13 protein-coding genes, 1 tRNA gene, 1 other RNA gene and 1 pseudogene are annotated in these 15028 nt (G+C 62.2%); 11 read left to right on the top strand and 5 right to left on the bottom strand.

Features of this window, described 5'->3' with window-relative positions:
• Positions 1-177 precede the first annotated feature (177 nt).
• From tolB to ABQU90_RS08580, 7 genes are all read left to right on the top strand, one after another.
• Entirely contained in the window at positions 178-1497 is a 1320-nt protein-coding gene (gene tolB, locus ABQU90_RS08610) for a Tol-Pal system beta propeller repeat protein TolB (protein ID WP_115513619.1), read from the top strand.
• Positions 1498-1554: 57 nt separating this feature from the next.
• The gene (pal, locus tag ABQU90_RS08605; protein ID WP_039423449.1) at positions 1555-2073 is read left to right on the top strand and encodes a peptidoglycan-associated lipoprotein Pal; all 519 of its coding nucleotides are present in this window, start codon (positions 1555-1557) and stop codon (positions 2071-2073) included.
• 6 nt (positions 2074-2079) lie between these two features.
• Entirely contained in the window at positions 2080-2898 is an 819-nt protein-coding gene (gene ybgF / locus ABQU90_RS08600) for a tol-pal system protein YbgF (RefSeq protein ID WP_323521409.1), read from the top strand.
• A gap of 42 nt (positions 2899-2940) precedes the next feature.
• Positions 2941-3624, top strand: coding sequence for a 7-carboxy-7-deazaguanine synthase QueE (queE, locus tag ABQU90_RS08595; RefSeq protein ID WP_115528669.1), 684 nt, complete (start codon positions 2941-2943; stop codon positions 3622-3624).
• A 61-nt stretch (positions 3625-3685) separates the two neighbouring features.
• Positions 3686-3762: non-coding RNA, sX9 sRNA (locus ABQU90_RS08590), on the top strand.
• A 492-nt stretch (positions 3763-4254) separates the two neighbouring features.
• A complete protein-coding gene (gene queC / locus ABQU90_RS08585; protein WP_323521408.1) occupies positions 4255-4929 on the top strand; it encodes a 7-cyano-7-deazaguanine synthase QueC in 675 nt (224 codons plus the stop codon).
• Between the two features lie 47 nt (positions 4930-4976).
• Positions 4977-5052, top strand: a tRNA-Lys gene (locus tag ABQU90_RS08580).
• A gap of 122 nt (positions 5053-5174) precedes the next feature.
• Here the strand turns inward: ABQU90_RS08580 and ABQU90_RS08575 are convergent.
• Positions 5175-5309: pseudogene (locus tag ABQU90_RS08575) on the bottom strand (integrase); the annotation flags it as partial.
• A 45-nt stretch (positions 5310-5354) separates the two neighbouring features.
• On the opposite strand from ABQU90_RS08575, the gene ABQU90_RS08570 reads away from it, so the two are divergent.
• The gene (locus ABQU90_RS08570) at positions 5355-5648 is read left to right on the top strand and encodes a Com family DNA-binding transcriptional regulator (protein ID WP_323521407.1); all 294 of its coding nucleotides are present in this window, start codon (positions 5355-5357) and stop codon (positions 5646-5648) included.
• Positions 5566-6273: a DNA-methyltransferase gene (locus tag ABQU90_RS08565; protein WP_323521406.1), complete on the top strand. Its 708-nt coding sequence runs from the start codon at positions 5566-5568 to the stop codon at positions 6271-6273. Before ABQU90_RS08570 ends, ABQU90_RS08565 begins: the two co-directional genes overlap by 83 nt.
• Before the next feature lie 158 nt (positions 6274-6431).
• On the opposite strand, the gene ABQU90_RS08560 is transcribed toward ABQU90_RS08565, so the two are convergent.
• Positions 6432-7334 (bottom strand): trypsin-like serine protease, encoded by a 903-nt coding sequence (locus tag ABQU90_RS08560; RefSeq protein WP_323521405.1) that lies wholly within the window; start codon positions 7332-7334, stop codon positions 6432-6434.
• 1339 nt (positions 7335-8673) lie between these two features.
• Positions 8674-8985 (bottom strand): hypothetical protein, encoded by a 312-nt coding sequence (locus tag ABQU90_RS08550; RefSeq protein WP_238692167.1) that lies wholly within the window; start codon positions 8983-8985, stop codon positions 8674-8676.
• 448 nt (positions 8986-9433) lie between these two features.
• On the opposite strand from ABQU90_RS08550, the gene ABQU90_RS08545 reads away from it, so the two are divergent.
• Positions 9434-10441: a sensor histidine kinase gene (locus ABQU90_RS08545; RefSeq protein ID WP_311240201.1), complete on the top strand. Its 1008-nt coding sequence runs from the start codon at positions 9434-9436 to the stop codon at positions 10439-10441.
• Positions 10438-10788, top strand: a complete 351-nt coding sequence (locus tag ABQU90_RS08540) for a response regulator (RefSeq protein WP_115513616.1) — start codon at positions 10438-10440, stop codon at positions 10786-10788. The genes ABQU90_RS08545 and ABQU90_RS08540 overlap by 4 nt, the downstream gene beginning before the upstream one ends.
• A 72-nt stretch (positions 10789-10860) precedes the next feature.
• Here ABQU90_RS08540 and ABQU90_RS08535 read toward each other — a convergent pair whose 3' ends face one another.
• Together ABQU90_RS08535 and ABQU90_RS08530 are read right to left on the bottom strand one after the other, a co-directional pair.
• The gene (locus tag ABQU90_RS08535; protein ID WP_323521404.1) at positions 10861-12117 is read right to left on the bottom strand and encodes a lipase family protein; all 1257 of its coding nucleotides are present in this window, start codon (positions 12115-12117) and stop codon (positions 10861-10863) included.
• 665 nt (positions 12118-12782) lie between these two features.
• Positions 12783-14951 (bottom strand): methyl-accepting chemotaxis protein, encoded by a 2169-nt coding sequence (locus ABQU90_RS08530; RefSeq protein WP_323521403.1) that lies wholly within the window; start codon positions 14949-14951, stop codon positions 12783-12785.
• Between the last annotated feature and the right edge of the window lie 77 nt (positions 14952-15028).

Genomic DNA, 15028 nt, shown 5'->3' with positions numbered 1-15028 from the left:
ATGTCTTGCCGGCGTCGATTGCGGCTTGGTAGCGCCTGACCAGATTCAGGCCTGACGAAGTTGCCTCGCCGCTCGACCGCTCGCTCCATTTTCACGTTGTCTCGTTCATGATTGCGAGTATGTTCACTCGCTGATTGGTATCCCTTGCACACTTTTCCTGCCCGATCCGAGCCGTCCATGAAAAAACCGCTGCGTTGGCTAGCTGCCTTGACCGCCCTGTTGTTGCCGCTGAGCGCACTCGCGCAACAGCAAGGGCTCACCATCGACATCGTGGGCGGTAGCGCCTCGGCGACGCCGATCACTGTCATCCCCATGCCCTACCAAGGCTCCGGCACCGCACCGCAGACCGATGTGTCTGCCGTCGTCGGCGCCGACCTGGATCGTTCCGGCCAGTTCCGCACGTTGCCGGCAGCGCAGATCGTCGAAAAGCCGACCCGCGGCACCGAGGTGCAGTTCCAGACCTGGCGCACCCTCAAGCAGAACTACATCGTCGTCGGCCGCGTGATGGATGCGGGCGAGGGCGCATATCGCGTGGAGTACGAACTGTTCGACGTGGCCAAGGGCGAGCGCATGCTCGGCCTGGCGATGACCGCGCGCGCCAATGCGATGCGTGACGTGTCGCACCAGATGGCCGATGCGATCTACGAAAAAATCACCGGCGTGCGCGGCGCGTTCTGGACCCGTATCGCCTACGTGACCGCCAGCGGCAAGGGTGGCGCCATGCGCTACGCGCTGATGGTGGCCGATTCGGATGGCTACAACCCGCAGACCATCGTGCGCTCGGCCGAGCCGTTGCTGTCGCCGAACTGGAGCCCGGATGGCAAGAAGCTGGCCTACGTGAGCTTCGAGCGTGGCAATTCCTCGATCTACCTGCAGGACATCGCCACCGGCGCACGTGAGCTGGTCTCCAGCTTCCGCGGCATCAATGGCGCACCGTCGTTCTCGCCGGACGGCCGTCGCCTGGCGCTGGCGCTGTCGCGCAGCGGCAATCCGGAGATCTACGTGATGGATCTGGGCAGCAAGCAGCTGACCCAGCTGACCAACCACTTCGGCATCGATACCGAGCCGACCTGGGCGCCGGATGGCAGCAGCATCTATTTCACCTCCGATCGCGGCGGTCGTCCGCAGATCTACCAGGTGGCTGCCAGCGGCGGCAGCGCCAACCGCGTGACCTTCCAGGGCAATTACAACGCGACCGCCAGCGTGTCGTTCGACGGCAAGAAGATTGCCGTGGCGCAGGGCAGTGGCAATAGCTACCGCATCGCCATGATGGATCGCAGCCTGGGTTCGCCCAGCTGGAGCACGCTCTCGCCGGGTTCGCTGGACGAATCGCCGAGCTTTGCGCCCAACGCCAGCATGGTGTTGTACGCCGCACGTGAGGGTGGCCGGGGCGTGCTTTACGCCGTATCCGCCGACGCTCGGGTTCGCCAGCGTCTGGTTCTGGCCGATGGTGATGTGAGAGAACCCGCTTGGGGGCCTTACCGAACCGCGCATTAATGTTAATATTTCGCTGCGTTAAACCACTCATTGGCCCAGAGCCTCCATAGGTATCCCATGAACAAGTCCACCCGCGTCTTGCTTGTCTCCCTGTTGTCCGTTGCCGTGCTGGCTGGTTGCTCGAAGAAGGTGAAGGAAACTCCGCCTCCTGCAACCGACACCACCGCCGGTTCCTCCGTTCCCACCGGCCCGGCCACCTCTGGCCTGTACGGCCCGGGCGACCTGGATACCGATGCTTGCCTGCGCCAGCGCGTTGTCTACTTCGATCTGGATCAGGACTCCCTGAAGCCGGAATTCCAGGCCATCATGGCGTGCCACGCCAAGTACCTGCGCGACCGTCCGTCCTCGCGCATCACCCTGCAGGGCAATGCTGACGAGCGCGGTTCGCGCGAGTACAACATGGGCCTGGGCGAGCGCCGCGGCAACGCAGTGTCGTCGTCGCTGCAGGCTGCCGGTGGTTCGGCCAGCCAGCTGACCGTCGTCAGCTACGGTGAAGAGCGTCCGGTCTGCACCGAAACCAGCGAAAGCTGCTGGTCGCAGAACCGTCGCGTCGAAATCGTGTACACGGCTCAGTAAGAAACGATGCGCTTTCGAGTGACATCTCTGTTCGTCGCGGCGGCCCTTGTGGTCGCCGCGCCGGCATACGCCCAGCGAGCCAGTCTCGCTGATCGTTTGGCGGTGCTTGAGCAGCAGCAGGCCAATAGTCAGGCCAACAACGATCTTCTCAACCAGTTGCAGCAGGCGCGTTCGGACCTGCAGGGCTTGCGAGCGACCGTTGAACAGCTGCAGCACGACAACGAGCAACTCAAGCAACAGTCCAAGGACCAGTATCTGGACCTGGACGGACGTCTGAACCGGTTGGAGGGTGCAGGTGGCGCAACGCCTCCGCTGCCTTCTGCCACCGGCAGCGTCACCCCAGCCCCGGCTCCGGCCGCGCGGCCTGCAGCGGCGGCCACTTCCGAGAAGCCGCCGTCCGTTCATGGCGACGCAGGCACCCTGGCTGTCAGTAACGATGAGCGCACTGCCTACAACGTCGCGTTCGATGCATTGAAGAACGGCAAATACGACGACGCGTCGCAGCTGTTCTTGAGCTTTCTCGAGCTCTATCCCAATGGTGTCTACACCCCCAATGCGCTGTATTGGCTGGGTGAGAGTTATTACGCCACCCGCAATTTCCAGCTTGCCGAGGCGCAGTTCCGCGATCTCGTCAGCCGCTATCCCACGCATGACAAGGCCGCTGGCGGTCTGTTGAAGCTCGGCCTGTCGCAGTACGGCGAAGGCAAGAACAACGAAGCCCAGCAAACCTTGCAGCAGGTCGTCTCGCAGTACCAGGGCTCGGACGCAGCACGTGTCGCCCAGGAACGCCTGCAGTCCATCCGTCTCGGCCAGCAACTGCGCTGAGCCCGCGCGTCGTCGCCTGTTGGCGCGGCGCATACTTTGCCCATGAACGCCGCCGCCGTCCCCAGCGAGATCGTCCAGTCGCCGTTGCCGCGATTGAAGATCACCGAAATCTTCCTGTCCCTGCAAGGCGAAGCCGAAGCGGCTGGCTGGCCAACCGTGTTTGTGCGCCTGACCGGCTGCCCGTTGCGGTGCAACTACTGCGACACCGCCTACGCCTTCCACGGCGGCCAGTGGCATGACATCGACGCGATCGTGGCCGAGGTCGCCAGTCATGGTGTGCGGCATGTCTGCGTGACCGGCGGTGAGCCGCTGGCGCAAAAGCGCTGCCTGGTACTGCTGCAGAAGCTGTGCGATGCCGGTTTCGATGTGTCGCTGGAAACCTCCGGCGCACTGGATGTTTCCGAGGTCGATGCCCGCGTCTCGCGTGTAGTCGACATCAAGACGCCTGCCTCCGGCGAAGAACTGCGCAACCGCTGGGACAATCTGGCATTGCTGACCGCACGCGACCAGATCAAGTTCGTGATCTGCAGCCGCGCCGATTACGAGTGGTCGCGCGAGATCGTTGCGACGCACGCGCTCGACCGCCGTTGCACGGTGTGGTTTTCGCCCAGCAAGAGCGAAGTCACGCCGCGCCAGCTCGCCGACTGGATCGTGGCCGACCGCCTGCCGGTCCGCTTCCAGATGCAGCTGCACAAGATTCTCTGGGATGACGAGCCGGGCCGCTAAGAGCGGCTAGTAAAACGACTGCGCGCACCGCCAGGCGGGCGCGGCCGGCGCTCGGGGCGGCATCGACCACGCTTCCATGCCTGCTCTGAGTGCGCCGCCAACCCCCACCTGACGGCTGCTCGCTCCGTTTTGTCGGCCGTCCTGAGTACGCCGGTTGCGTTGCAGACGCGTTGGCGCGGGTGTGGCCGGAAGAAGGAGACTGTATCCGCCGCGGCGGCAACGTCCGACGTCTGCCGTGCTCGCGCGGCACCAATCAGCTTGCGTGCCGTCAGAAGCAATGGCGAGGTGATGCTTTGAGTCGTATCGGTAGCTGACAGTGGTCCGCACAGACGGCCTGCAATCTGCCTGGAAAACGGCATGCCGAAGGGACGCACGTGCATGGTCGTCGTGACGGATAGTGCTGGTCGATCAACGCGATGGCGCTGCAAGCAGGCGAGGCGCGATTGGTCATCGCCAGCGGTGTGCTGTTGATGCACTAGCGTCTGCATTCTGACCTCGGCTACCAAGCAGTCTCCAGCGCCTGCGCCATGTCGTCTCGGCGGATGTGTGTGCCAAACAGACCGCTCGCCATCGCGGCCCGGCGCCGACCCTGCTAGCCTTTGCGTCTTCTGTTGTCGATGCTGCCCTGAAATGAAAAAAGCTGTCGTTCTGTTGTCCGGAGGCATGGACTCCGCCGCTGTCATTGCGCTCGCGCAGGAGCAGGGCTTTGCCGTGTACGCGCTGAGCGTGCGCTACGGTCAACGTCATACCTCCGAACTGGATGCGGCCGCACGCGTTGCCGCGGCGCAGGGCGTCGTCGCGCACAAGGTGGTCGACGTGGATCTGCGCAGCATCGGCGGCTCGGCGCTCACCGACGACATCGAGGTGCCGGAGGCCGGCGGCGACGGCATCCCGGTCACCTACGTGCCCGCGCGCAACACCATCATGCTGTCGCTGGCGCTCGGCTGGGCCGAAGTGGTCGGCGCCAACGACCTATTCTGCGGCGTCAATGCGGTGGACTACTCCGGTTATCCGGACTGCCGCCCCGAATTCGTGCGCGCCTTCGAAGTACTGGCCAACCTGGCCACCAAGGCCGGCGTGGAAGGCGCCGGCTTGCGCGTCCACGCACCGCTGCAATTCCTCAGCAAGGCCGACATCGTGCGCGAAGGCGTACGCCTGGGCGTGGACTTCGGCCTCACCGTGTCCTGCTACCGCGCCGACCCCGACGGACGCGCCTGCGGGCACTGCGACGCCTGCCGGCTGCGCGCCGCCGGCTTTGCCGACGCCGGCGTTCAGGACCCCACGCATTACGCGATTTCGTCTTGACGCCTGTGTAGGGTAGAATGCGCACCCCGACGCAAAGTCGGGTCAGTGGGCCGTTAGCTCAGTCGGTAGAGCAGAAGACTTTTAATCTTTTGGTCGATGGTTCGAATCCATCACGGCCCACCAACTAAATCAGCAGCTTAGAAGGCGCCGTAGGCGCCTTTTTTGTGTCTCCGGGAAAATTGCCGGGAAAATAATTGAGCGGAGATGCGTTCCTCGGCCGCAATTGTGTCGAAGACCACGGCCGATCAAGGCCGGCGAGGCGGCTTCACTGCTGGCACATCGTGGGAATAATGTTGCGTCATTCTCTGCGTTCTGTGACCGGCAGCTTCCTGCTTGTCGGCACGCGTGCCCTCGGTATCCGTGATGCCCCGGTGCTTCAGTTCATAACGATTGAGTGGGCGATGAGGTGATCGCCTTCGCCGCCTATGCGCCGCCAGCGGCCGCGTAATCCTTTCCCACTGCAAGACCACGCAATGCTCAAGAACCTCCGTTGTGGCGAAGGCGCCCGCCTGCTGTGCAAGGCCGGCGCCTTCGATGAAATCCAGATCAAGTGCCCGCGTTGCGGCACGCTCAATCACCTGAAGGCCGAGAGCCTCACCTCCGATCGCCGCGAGCGAATCCAACAAGGCTCTCACCATGAAAAACCAGCTGCTCCAGGGCGACGCCCTGACCATCCTGCCCACGCTCGAAGCGAATTCGTTCGACGCGCTGATCACTGATCCGCCCTATGCGAGCGGTGGCCTCACCGCTGCGGCACGGGCCAAGCCACCATCGCAGAAGTACGTCCAGGGCGGTGGCGCGCAACTGCATGCCGACTTTGTTGGCGACGAACGCGAGCAACGCTGGCACCTGAAATGGATGCACTTGTGGTTGTCCGAGTGCGCGGGCGTGCTCAGGGATGGCGCGCCGGTATTGCTGTTCACCGACTGGCGGCAGGTGCCGCTGGCCACCGACGCGCTGCAGATCGCCGGCTTCACCTGGCGCGGCATCACTGTTTGGGACAAGACCGAAGGCGTGCGCCCGCAGTTGGGCCGCTTCCGCAACCAGGCCGAATACATCGTGTGGGGCAGCAAGGGCAACATGCCGCTAGACCGTCGCGCGCCCGTGCTGCCGGGAGTGATCCGCGAGCCAGTGCGCAAGACTGACAAGCATCACTTAACAGGCAAACCAACGGAGTTGATGCGGCAGTTGGTCCGGATCTGTGAGTCCGGAGGACGGGTGCTAGATCCGTTCGCCGGAAGCGGAACGACCCTGGTGGCGGCGCAGGTGGAGGTATACGGTTTTACAGGTATGGAGATGACTTCGCCTTACGCTGATATTGCAAGGGCGCGGCTTAGCAACTGAGGGCCTTGCAGGCACCTCATAGCAAAGCGCCGCACGGAGGCGGCGCCGTGCTATCTGAAGAGCTACCCCGAATGCCACACGGGATGCTGACGGTACAGGCGATTTCCTGATTGCTGACCTGTGCCACTCCATTCCGCATTAGACGTCAACCGCTCGCCTCAGCCGTCGGCCGGTGCCAGTTCCCACCCAGCGTTTTCGCCACCCGGAGAGAGCGGGTTGTCGTCGCCGGCAGCGGTAGGCAGGTTGGCCGGAGCGAGGGTGTAGCTATACAGCTCGTGCAGCACCTGTTGCATCGGCGTGTAGTAGACGATCGAACGGCCCTCAGGTTCACCGGAGGAAATAATCCCGACTAGATGCCGGTCATAGGTGACGACTGGTCCGCCGGAGTCGCCGTTGTCAATGCTATTGAGCTCGGACGAGTGGGCCGTACTGATGTGCTCATAAGCCGGTCTCCAAATTCCCGGTACGAGCGAGAATCCTTGCCACACGCAGCGGACGCCAGTGCGCCATCCGCTTGTGCAGAACTGCCCATCCGGTGCGTTCGACCACCCGGTAACAGCAAGCCGTGCCTCCCGCCCGGCGCGCGGCATGAAGACTTGGTTGTTCGCCCGAGGAGTGTAGGACTGGATTGGATTGCAGAACGCCACGCTGCGATGGGAAGCGCAGTACAGTACCGCCGCCTGATCCGGCTGGGGAGAAACTCGTACAAGCTCAATGTCAGAGGTAGCCGACTGCCACACGACGTTACCGATGGAATCCGTACCCACGTGGATGCTCGCGTACATGGGCGCGCAGTGCTTAGCCAGTACGATCCATCGCGTTGCACGTTGGTAAGGCGTCAGTCTGTGAAAGATGCTCGTGGGCACCAGTACCGCACCTACGGTGCATGACCCAAAGGGAACGCTGACTTTTGAGCCGGAGATAACCGGGAGGACCGCGCGATCGGGATTTCGAGGCGCCACGATGCCGGGGGTTTGAGCGGTGGCGAGGGAGGATGCAAGGATGGTTGCAATGCCAATTGCCAGGGCTGCCGCATGCTTTTGCAGCAATAGATTCTTCATCAGGTATCGAGTTTTTCTCAGGGGTGTCGGGATTGGGAAAGTGGTGTTACGCGAGTCCCATGCGCGAACTTTAGATAGGTTGCGTCCTTGCAGTAGCAGGATCGAAACGGTGCCCCATATCGCCATCCTTGGTGCCGCCAACGCACAAGATGATCGGCATTCCCAGCCTCAACTTCTTGGTCGTTGTTCTAAGAACCAAATCATCTGCGTCATCGCCTGGCCCGCGCTGCTTGCCTACGAACTGTGGGGTCGTGCAACGAAGGCGGCGACTAGTGCGACGTCGGCTTCGGCGCAACGTGGCAAGTACCGCACTGTCACAATTGATGCAGCGACGATCAAGTTGGGGCGAGGCTGCGATGTGGCCGCTGTGCGTTCAGTGCCTGCTTGCGGGCATCGTCTACCTACAGGAGCTCAGCAACACATGGGCAGCTGCGACCTAGCTGTGAGGCTCCAAGGTTTTTGTTGCCCTCTGAACCAGCGCAGTAAGCTGACGTAAGCTCTCAGTGCGGATCTGCGAATCAGGTGCACAGGTGCTCGATCCGTGTGCCGGGGCGCACCACTTTGGTGGTGGCTCAATTAGCAGGCTTGGAGGCGGTCGGCATCAAGAAGACCGATCAATATGCCGCCGTTACCCGTTACCCGTTACCCGTTACCCGTTACCCGTGACCGGTTGACTGCCCTGTGGTCGAAGTCACCGCGCCGTCCCATGTGGCGGCGCGGTTCTTATTGCGGGGTGGACGGGCGCAAGATGATGGCCCGATATTGCGCGCTATCACCATAGCGTGGTCCTTTCTTCTCCAGCTCTGCGCACAGCCTGTCTTCGCCACATGGAATCAGATTGGCGCGCGCGACCCGATCCAGACAGGCGATTTCCGATTTCCGCTGTGAGGCCTCCGCCATGTGGGCCGCGCGGCACGAGGTGAGGATCCGAGCTGCAGTTACCACCCGGAGGCCGAGTGTTCGATCCATATAGCGCGAGGTAAGTGCCCGCAAGGATCGGGAAAATTTGCAGGACGCCCCAGCGCGCACTAGGCCTCCGGCGCTAGCCGTCAGGAAAAGTAAGCCATGCAAGTTGCTGATTCTTAAGCTCAGCAAAGCTAACTTTTCATCTTTTGGTCGATGGTTCGAATCCATCACGGCCCACCATCTACATCAACGCTTTAACCAAACTCCCCGCGCTGCAATCTCTCATCCGCCCCGCGATTAGCGGGCTGGCGTGCGTTCTCGTGACGTGCGCCTAAGCATGGAATGCTCAGTCGCCGCGATGTTTTTTCCCGACTGGGGATTACGCCTGAAGCAGGCTGACTCTTCAATCAGCACTGCTCGCCTGCCGCGGCGATCAGCCCCTGCAGATCCACTTGCCGGTGACCTTGAAGGTCTTTGCGTTGATCGCACGTGTATTGACCTGGCCGAGTTGCACCGAGGTGGTCTGCGGAAACGTGTCGCGGCATTGCGCGGCGCTGTCTGCCCATTGCTGATTGAACACCTCGGTCCTGCTCGGCCCGGTGTGGGTGAACGATGTCATCTGCTCGGTGCGGGAGACGACATGCAGCGATGTTGCGGCGGCAGTCGTGGCCACGCTGGAGCAGAGGATGATTGCGAACGCCAGCATCGAGGTGTGACGGGAGTTTTTGCGCGAGAACGAAGACATGGTCTGGCCGATTCGAGTGATGGAAGGGTGGGGATGTTGGTCACTTTCGGCGGGAGGCTACGGTGCACATAAGACGCCCCGGTGACCGTGGGTTTGCGAATCGAATGGGTTATTCCGGGGTTCATCGCCCGACGGCGATCGCAGCGCAAGCCGCCGCGCCCGGGCGTCCAGGTGCTGATCCGTCAGACCTTTCAACTACCTGGATGGCAGGGCGAAGGTGGCGTGGAGGTCGCGCCAAACCTCAGTGCGGGCAACCTCTGGCACAGCGGTGCCGGCGCATGCATTGGTCGGGGCCGCTTCGCAGCAGTTGGCGTGTCTGTCTGATTCGCCGGGCATAAGGCGCGCGGCAGGTATGCATTTCTAGGCGGTCAAGATCCCGGTGCCGGCATGATCGAGCGTTCACGGCAATCGTTCTATTGTGCGACCCAACTTCAGGACCATGACGGGAATGGCCGAGTATCAGGAAGACGCCGCAAAGTCGCGTATTTACGAGGCTTTGCTACAGGCCACGCCGGACCTTCTATACGTGTTCGACACCCAGCATCGCTTCGTCTACGCCAACCATGCGCTATTGACGATGTGGGGCATGCGCTGGGAAGACGCGTGCGGCAAGACGTGCCTGGAGCTGGGCTATGAGCCGTGGCATGCCGCGATGCATGACGAGGAGATCGAGCGCGTTATTGCCACGCGTCAGCCGATTCGGGGCGAGGTGCCGTTTCCGCATGCGGTCAAGGGATTGCGGGTCTACGATTACATCTTTACGCCGGTGTTCGGGCCGGATGGCAACGTCGAGGCAATCGCCGGCGCCACGCGCGACATTACCGAGCACAAACAGCACGAGCAGCATCTGCAGTTGTTGATCAACGAGCTCAACCATCGGGTCAAGAATTCGTTGGTGATGGTGCAGTCGTTGGCGCGTCAGTCGTTCAACAATGCCGATAGCCTTGCCGATGCGCAGGAAAAAATCGATGCGCGCTTGCTCGCGCTGTCGCGTGCGCACGACACGCTGACCCGGGAGAACTGGGTCAGTGCAGATATTCTGGAGCTGACCCGCGATGCGGCGGCGCTGCACGCACCGCGCGACAGTGAGCGCTTTACGCTGCTGGGCGATTCCTGCCGTCTCGATCCGCGGCGCGCGTTGGCGCTCTCGATGGCGCTACATGAGCTGTGCACCAATGCTCTCAAATATGGCGCGCTGTCGTCGGCCGAGGGGGCTGTGCAGATTGCGTGGAAACGCCACACCCAAGACGGCCAAGAGATGCTTGAGCTGATCTGGCAGGAGTCGGGTGGCCCCGCTGTGCAACCGCCCACGCGCAAGGGTTTTGGGTCGCGCATGTTGGAACGCGGTTTGAAGCACGACCTCAAGGGCGATGTAGAGCTTTCGTTCGAGCCGACGGGCGTGCGTTTTTGCGTTTCCATTCCGCTGCCGATTGAACTCGCCGAGGTGCGTCCGTGACCATGCGTGTGTTGTTGGTCGAGGACGAATCGCTGGTTGCCATGCTGCTGGAAGATTGTCTGTCCGAGCTGGGGTATGAAATTGCCGCGACGGTAGGCGATGTCGATACCGCGCTTGCGGTGGTACAGCAGGGCAACCTGGATCTGGCCGTGCTCGACGTCAACCTGGGTGGAACGTTGTCCTTTCCGATCGCAGAGGAACTCGATGCGCGCGGAGTGCCTTACATCTTCGTCACCGGATATGCGAAAAGCGGAATTCCGGAGAAGTTCCGCCATCGGCATGGGTTGCAAAAACCCTTTCAGTTTCGCGACCTGAAGGATGCGCTGGCGCAGCTGCGGCCTGAGTAAGCAATCATGATCGACCATCCCGCAGCTGCCTGCGGGATGGTGGCAAGGCGCAGACGCGCGTGTTCGCAACGGTCAGCGGCTGTGGTCCAGCAACTGCTGACGCACGGCCACGATGCAGCTTTCCTCGACTGCCAGATGCACGAAGGCGCTATTGTCTTCCCGCTTGCCCGTGCCGAGATCGAGCGCTGTCACCTGGTTGCTTCCATTGCGCTTGAACGTGTCGATCGCTCTGGTGGCGTTCTTGAACGGCACGCTCGCATCGTTGGATGAGCCGCACAGCAGGGTGCGGGTGCGCGGGCGCCAATCGAGCAGGTCGTTGCGTTGCAAGTCTTGCCGCAACGGGTTGAACGGATTGTTTGCGACGTCCTGAAGAAAGGCCGCGGTGAAGTAGTCCTTGATCTTGCCGACCGGCGGCAACGTGGTGACCAGATCGCCCACGCTACGCGTACCGGGGAAAAACGCTTCCACCTGTGCGGCCCAGGGGTCTTGATACGTTTGCGAGGGCGCCAGATAGACGTTGTGGTAAGTGCGCTGCATGGAGGTGATTGCGTAGCTCAAAAAGACCAAGGCAAAGGTGCTTTCGGCCACGGTGTTACGCCCAGTCAGATCGTCCAATACCGATTCGCTCAGCGCGTAAGGTCCGGAGATCCCCGAGCTGGCCGCCAGGTTGAATTCCTGCGATAGGTGCGCTTCGATCTCGCGTTGTGTTGCCAGCGCGGCGTGGGCGCCGGCCGAGTTGCCGGAGAGCATCACCTTGCCCGACAGCGGCGTGTTCAAACGGCGCAGGACGCTGCGCGCGGCGCGCATCGCATCGATCATGGCGCTGGCTTGCGAGGCGCTGTGCATGTAGGGGTGATAGGGGTAATTCGATTTGCCAAGGCCGAGATAGTCGGTGGCGACGACGACGTAGCCCTGGCTGGCAAGTCGGGTGACCAACGGGTCGTTCCCGCGCGCGTCGCGGATGTCCTTGGCCTGTTCCGTGCTGCGCAACGTCTGGGTGCCTTCGCCCCATGCCAGCAGGGGATATGGGCCTTGGCACTGTGGACCGCCCGGCACCAGTAGCGCGGCCGAGGCGGTGGCCGGTTCGCCTTCGACGCCGATGGTGGCGTAGGTGAATTCCGCTACGCGAACGTTGCAACTGGGCTGCTCATGCGATGGGTCGTCGCGCAGCATGTTCGCAATGGCATCGCGGGTGTAGCTGGTCAGAACGTTGCTCGACAAGACCGTGCCACGGGCCGGATGGGTGCCGAAGGGGGACGCCTGCGAAGCGCCGGCGGTGGCCAGCAGGGCGATGCCCAATGCCGTGCCGATGTTGACTCGCAATTCCATGTAAAGACCTCGCTACATGACGCCCTGGGCAAGCGGCAGGGGGATGACGGTCGGGGCCGTCGGAATGAGCATGGGTGGGAACGTCGCGCGCGCAGCACTATCAGCCGGTCATCGTGCGGGGTGTGCAGCCATCGGCGGAGAGCGTCGGAGCCTGCAATCCAGCGGCTTCTGCTGCACGGCATTCGTCCCAGTCATGCGTGTTAGGTAATACCTATCTGTAATGCAATGACTGTTCACAGTGATAGGAAATAAATAACCACTTCTCGAAGGTCAACTGATGAAGTAATGATGATGGGTCACATCTGTACCGCAGGCGCACCAGAGTGCGAACTTGTGAAGTCATAAGCGAAGCGCGATACGACGCGCCGGTGAAGCGCGCTGGGGTGAGGGCGATGCCATGTGTCGGTAGCGGGAGTAGTGGTTGCGTCGACGGTTGCGGCACTGCGAAGTTGTTAGGCAGTGCCTATCGCGCGCGTGCTTGGTCGAGCAGATGCGCCATAGCGAAGGTTCGCTCGCGCTCGCGCACCCGTGTCACGCGCAAGCGCTTGCCGATGGCGTGATGCGTGAATAGCCAAAGCAAAAGAGCGCCAGGCGGCGCTCTTTTGCTGACATGTTGCACGCGGCGGTGCTGGAGATATCGCGGCGAACTTGCCGCCGTGGATCGATCAGGCGTTGGCGACTTTGTGGAGCAGCCGTGCGACCGGAGCGGCCGTGCGCGTGTTGGCGTCATGCGCCTGTCGTGCATCGATTCTGAAGATGGCCACCGCATCGGTGAGCTGCGCTGCCTGCTCTTCCATCGAGCGTGCGGCGGCGGTGGCTTCTTCCACCAGCGCTGCATTTTGTTGCGTGGTTTCGTCCATGTGAGTGATGGTCTGGTTGACCTGTTCGATGCCGGCCGATTGTTCCTGCGATGCGGCGGAGATCTCGCCCATGATGTCGGTGACGCGTTGCACACTCGCGACCACTTCGCTCATGGTCTTGCCGGCGCTGTGGACCAGCGCCGAGCCATCGGCCACGCGCTGCACCGAGTCGTCGATGAGATCCTTGATCTGCTTGGCCGCAGCGGAGGAGCGTTGTGCGAGCGTCCGCACTTCGGAGGCGACCACGGCAAAGCCACGGCCTTGTTCGCCGGCACGTGCGGCTTCCACCGCTGCGTTCAGCGCGAGGATGTTGGTCTGGAACGCAATGCCATCGATGACGCTGATGATGTCGGCGATCTTCTTCGAGGAGGCTTCGATACCGCTCATGGTGTCGACGACCTTGCCCACAACCTCGCCACCTTGCGAGGCAACGCGTGCGGCACCGATCGCCAGTTGATTGGCTTGGCGTGCGCCCTCGGCATTCTGTTTGACGGTGGACGTCAGTTCTTCCATCGACGCTGCGGTCTCTTCGAGATTGGCCGCCTGTTGCTCGGTGCGTTGCGACAGATCCTGGTTGCCGGCCGCGATCTCGCTGGCAGCCGCGTTGATGGATACCGCCGACTGCTGGATGTTGCCGACGATCTGCGCCAGCTGGCTGGCGGTGGCATTGGCGTCGTCGCGCATTTGCGCAAACACGCCACGGAAGTCGCCGCTCATGCGCGCGGTGAGATCGCCGGCGGCGATCGATTGCAGCAACGACGACAACGACTGCAGATTGCCGTCGGCGGTGGACATCAGATGATTGAGGCTTTCGACCATGATGCGGAAGTCGAATTGAAAACGCTCGACATCGCCGCGCGCGCTGAAGTCGCCGTTGGCGGCCGACTGCGCCAGATGCTTGATCTCGTGATTCATCGCCGAGAGGTTGAGCTTGACTTGGGACATGGTGTCGCTGAACACCGCTTTTTCACCGGGCAACGGCTGCATGTCTTCGGATAGTTCGCCAACCGCATAGCGGCCCATGATGCGTGCCAGATCGGTCTGCACGGCAACGTGCGAGGCCACCAGCAGATTGGTGTCGTTGGCCATGCGGCCGTAGTCGCCGGGGAATGCCGAAGCATCGATGCGGAAGCTGATCGTGCCGGCGTCGTGATGCCTGGCCATATCGGTCTGTGCAGCGATCAGGTTGCGCACCTGCAGTTGCATCTTGTCCATGGCCTGCAGCAGGCGGCCGGTTTCGTCGGTGGCGGTGGTGTGGACGTCGTTGTGCAGGTTGCCGGCGGCGATGGCTTCAGCGGTGCGTGTGGCCTGACTCAATGGTGTTGTCAGGCTGCGCGTGATCAACCACGCCAGCAAGGTGCTGATGACCAGCGCCGCGATGCCGCCACTTGCCAGGATGACCTTGCCGCGATGCATGGATTGCACAGCCGCGGCATATGCTTCCTTGCTCAGGCGCCGCTCCAACGCGGCGTTGTCGCGAATGGCGGCCTGCTGCTCATTCATCGCAGTGGCGGCCGCACCTTGCAACAAGCCCATGGCCTCCTGGTTCTGGTCGTGGATGCCGTAGTCGAGAATCTGGTTGTTGAACTTGACCGAGATGTCGCGTTTTTCCTGCACCAGCTTGAGCGCAGCCTTTTCTACGTCGCTGCTGGGCATGGCCGCCAGTGCAGCCTGAGACTCCTTGTAACGCGCGCGATTGTCTTGGACCATCTCCATTGCGCTGCGGTTTGCTGCATCGCCCGACACCATCACGATGTCGCGCAGGCCGATCGCCACGTTGGTATTGGCGTCGAGCATGTCGTTCGAGAGCCGGATGCGCTCCATGTTGTTGTTGACGATGGTGTCCAGCTCATAGCGGGCGTTGGACATGGTGATCAGGCCGGTCGCCACAAGCAGACCCGACAAGAGAATCAAAATGCCGAAGGCCATGCCCAAGCGACGACCGACATTGAAGCGTTGCAAATAATTGTTCATAACCGCATCCAGTTAGCGCAGCTGAAGGGGCCAGTGGATGCGGGGTGCATCCACTCAAGCCTCTTGCCCAGCTAGCG

The organism is Xanthomonas sp. WHRI 10207, from assembly GCF_040202975.1.
Classification (GTDB): Bacteria; Pseudomonadota; Gammaproteobacteria; order Xanthomonadales; family Xanthomonadaceae; genus Xanthomonas.
The sequence above is the reverse complement of the archived record's forward strand: the minus strand, read 5'-3'. Positions and strand labels throughout refer to the sequence as shown.

What these genes read in the sequence shown, in the direction of transcription:
- ABQU90_RS08565 (WP_323521406.1), top strand. Translation starts at nt 5,566, where the DNA reads ATGAAAAACCAGCTGCTCCAGGGCGACGCCCTGACCATCCTGCCCACG.
- ABQU90_RS08560 (WP_323521405.1), bottom strand. Translation starts at nt 7,334, where the DNA reads ATGAAGAATCTATTGCTGCAAAAGCATGCGGCAGCCCTGGCAATTGGC.
- ABQU90_RS08550 (WP_238692167.1), bottom strand. Translation starts at nt 8,985, where the DNA reads ATGTCTTCGTTCTCGCGCAAAAACTCCCGTCACACCTCGATGCTGGCG.
- ABQU90_RS08570 (WP_323521407.1), top strand. Translation starts at nt 5,355, where the DNA reads ATGCGCCGCCAGCGGCCGCGTAATCCTTTCCCACTGCAAGACCACGCA.
- ABQU90_RS08530 (WP_323521403.1), bottom strand. Translation starts at nt 14,951, where the DNA reads ATGAACAATTATTTGCAACGCTTCAATGTCGGTCGTCGCTTGGGCATG.
- queE (WP_115528669.1), top strand. Translation starts at nt 2,941, where the DNA reads ATGAACGCCGCCGCCGTCCCCAGCGAGATCGTCCAGTCGCCGTTGCCG.
- pal (WP_039423449.1), top strand. Translation starts at nt 1,555, where the DNA reads ATGAACAAGTCCACCCGCGTCTTGCTTGTCTCCCTGTTGTCCGTTGCC.
- queC (WP_323521408.1), top strand. Translation starts at nt 4,255, where the DNA reads ATGAAAAAAGCTGTCGTTCTGTTGTCCGGAGGCATGGACTCCGCCGCT.
- ybgF (WP_323521409.1), top strand. Translation starts at nt 2,080, where the DNA reads ATGCGCTTTCGAGTGACATCTCTGTTCGTCGCGGCGGCCCTTGTGGTC.
- ABQU90_RS08545 (WP_311240201.1), top strand. Translation starts at nt 9,434, where the DNA reads ATGGCCGAGTATCAGGAAGACGCCGCAAAGTCGCGTATTTACGAGGCT.
- tolB (WP_115513619.1), top strand. Translation starts at nt 178, where the DNA reads ATGAAAAAACCGCTGCGTTGGCTAGCTGCCTTGACCGCCCTGTTGTTG.
- ABQU90_RS08535 (WP_323521404.1), bottom strand. Translation starts at nt 12,117, where the DNA reads ATGGAATTGCGAGTCAACATCGGCACGGCATTGGGCATCGCCCTGCTG.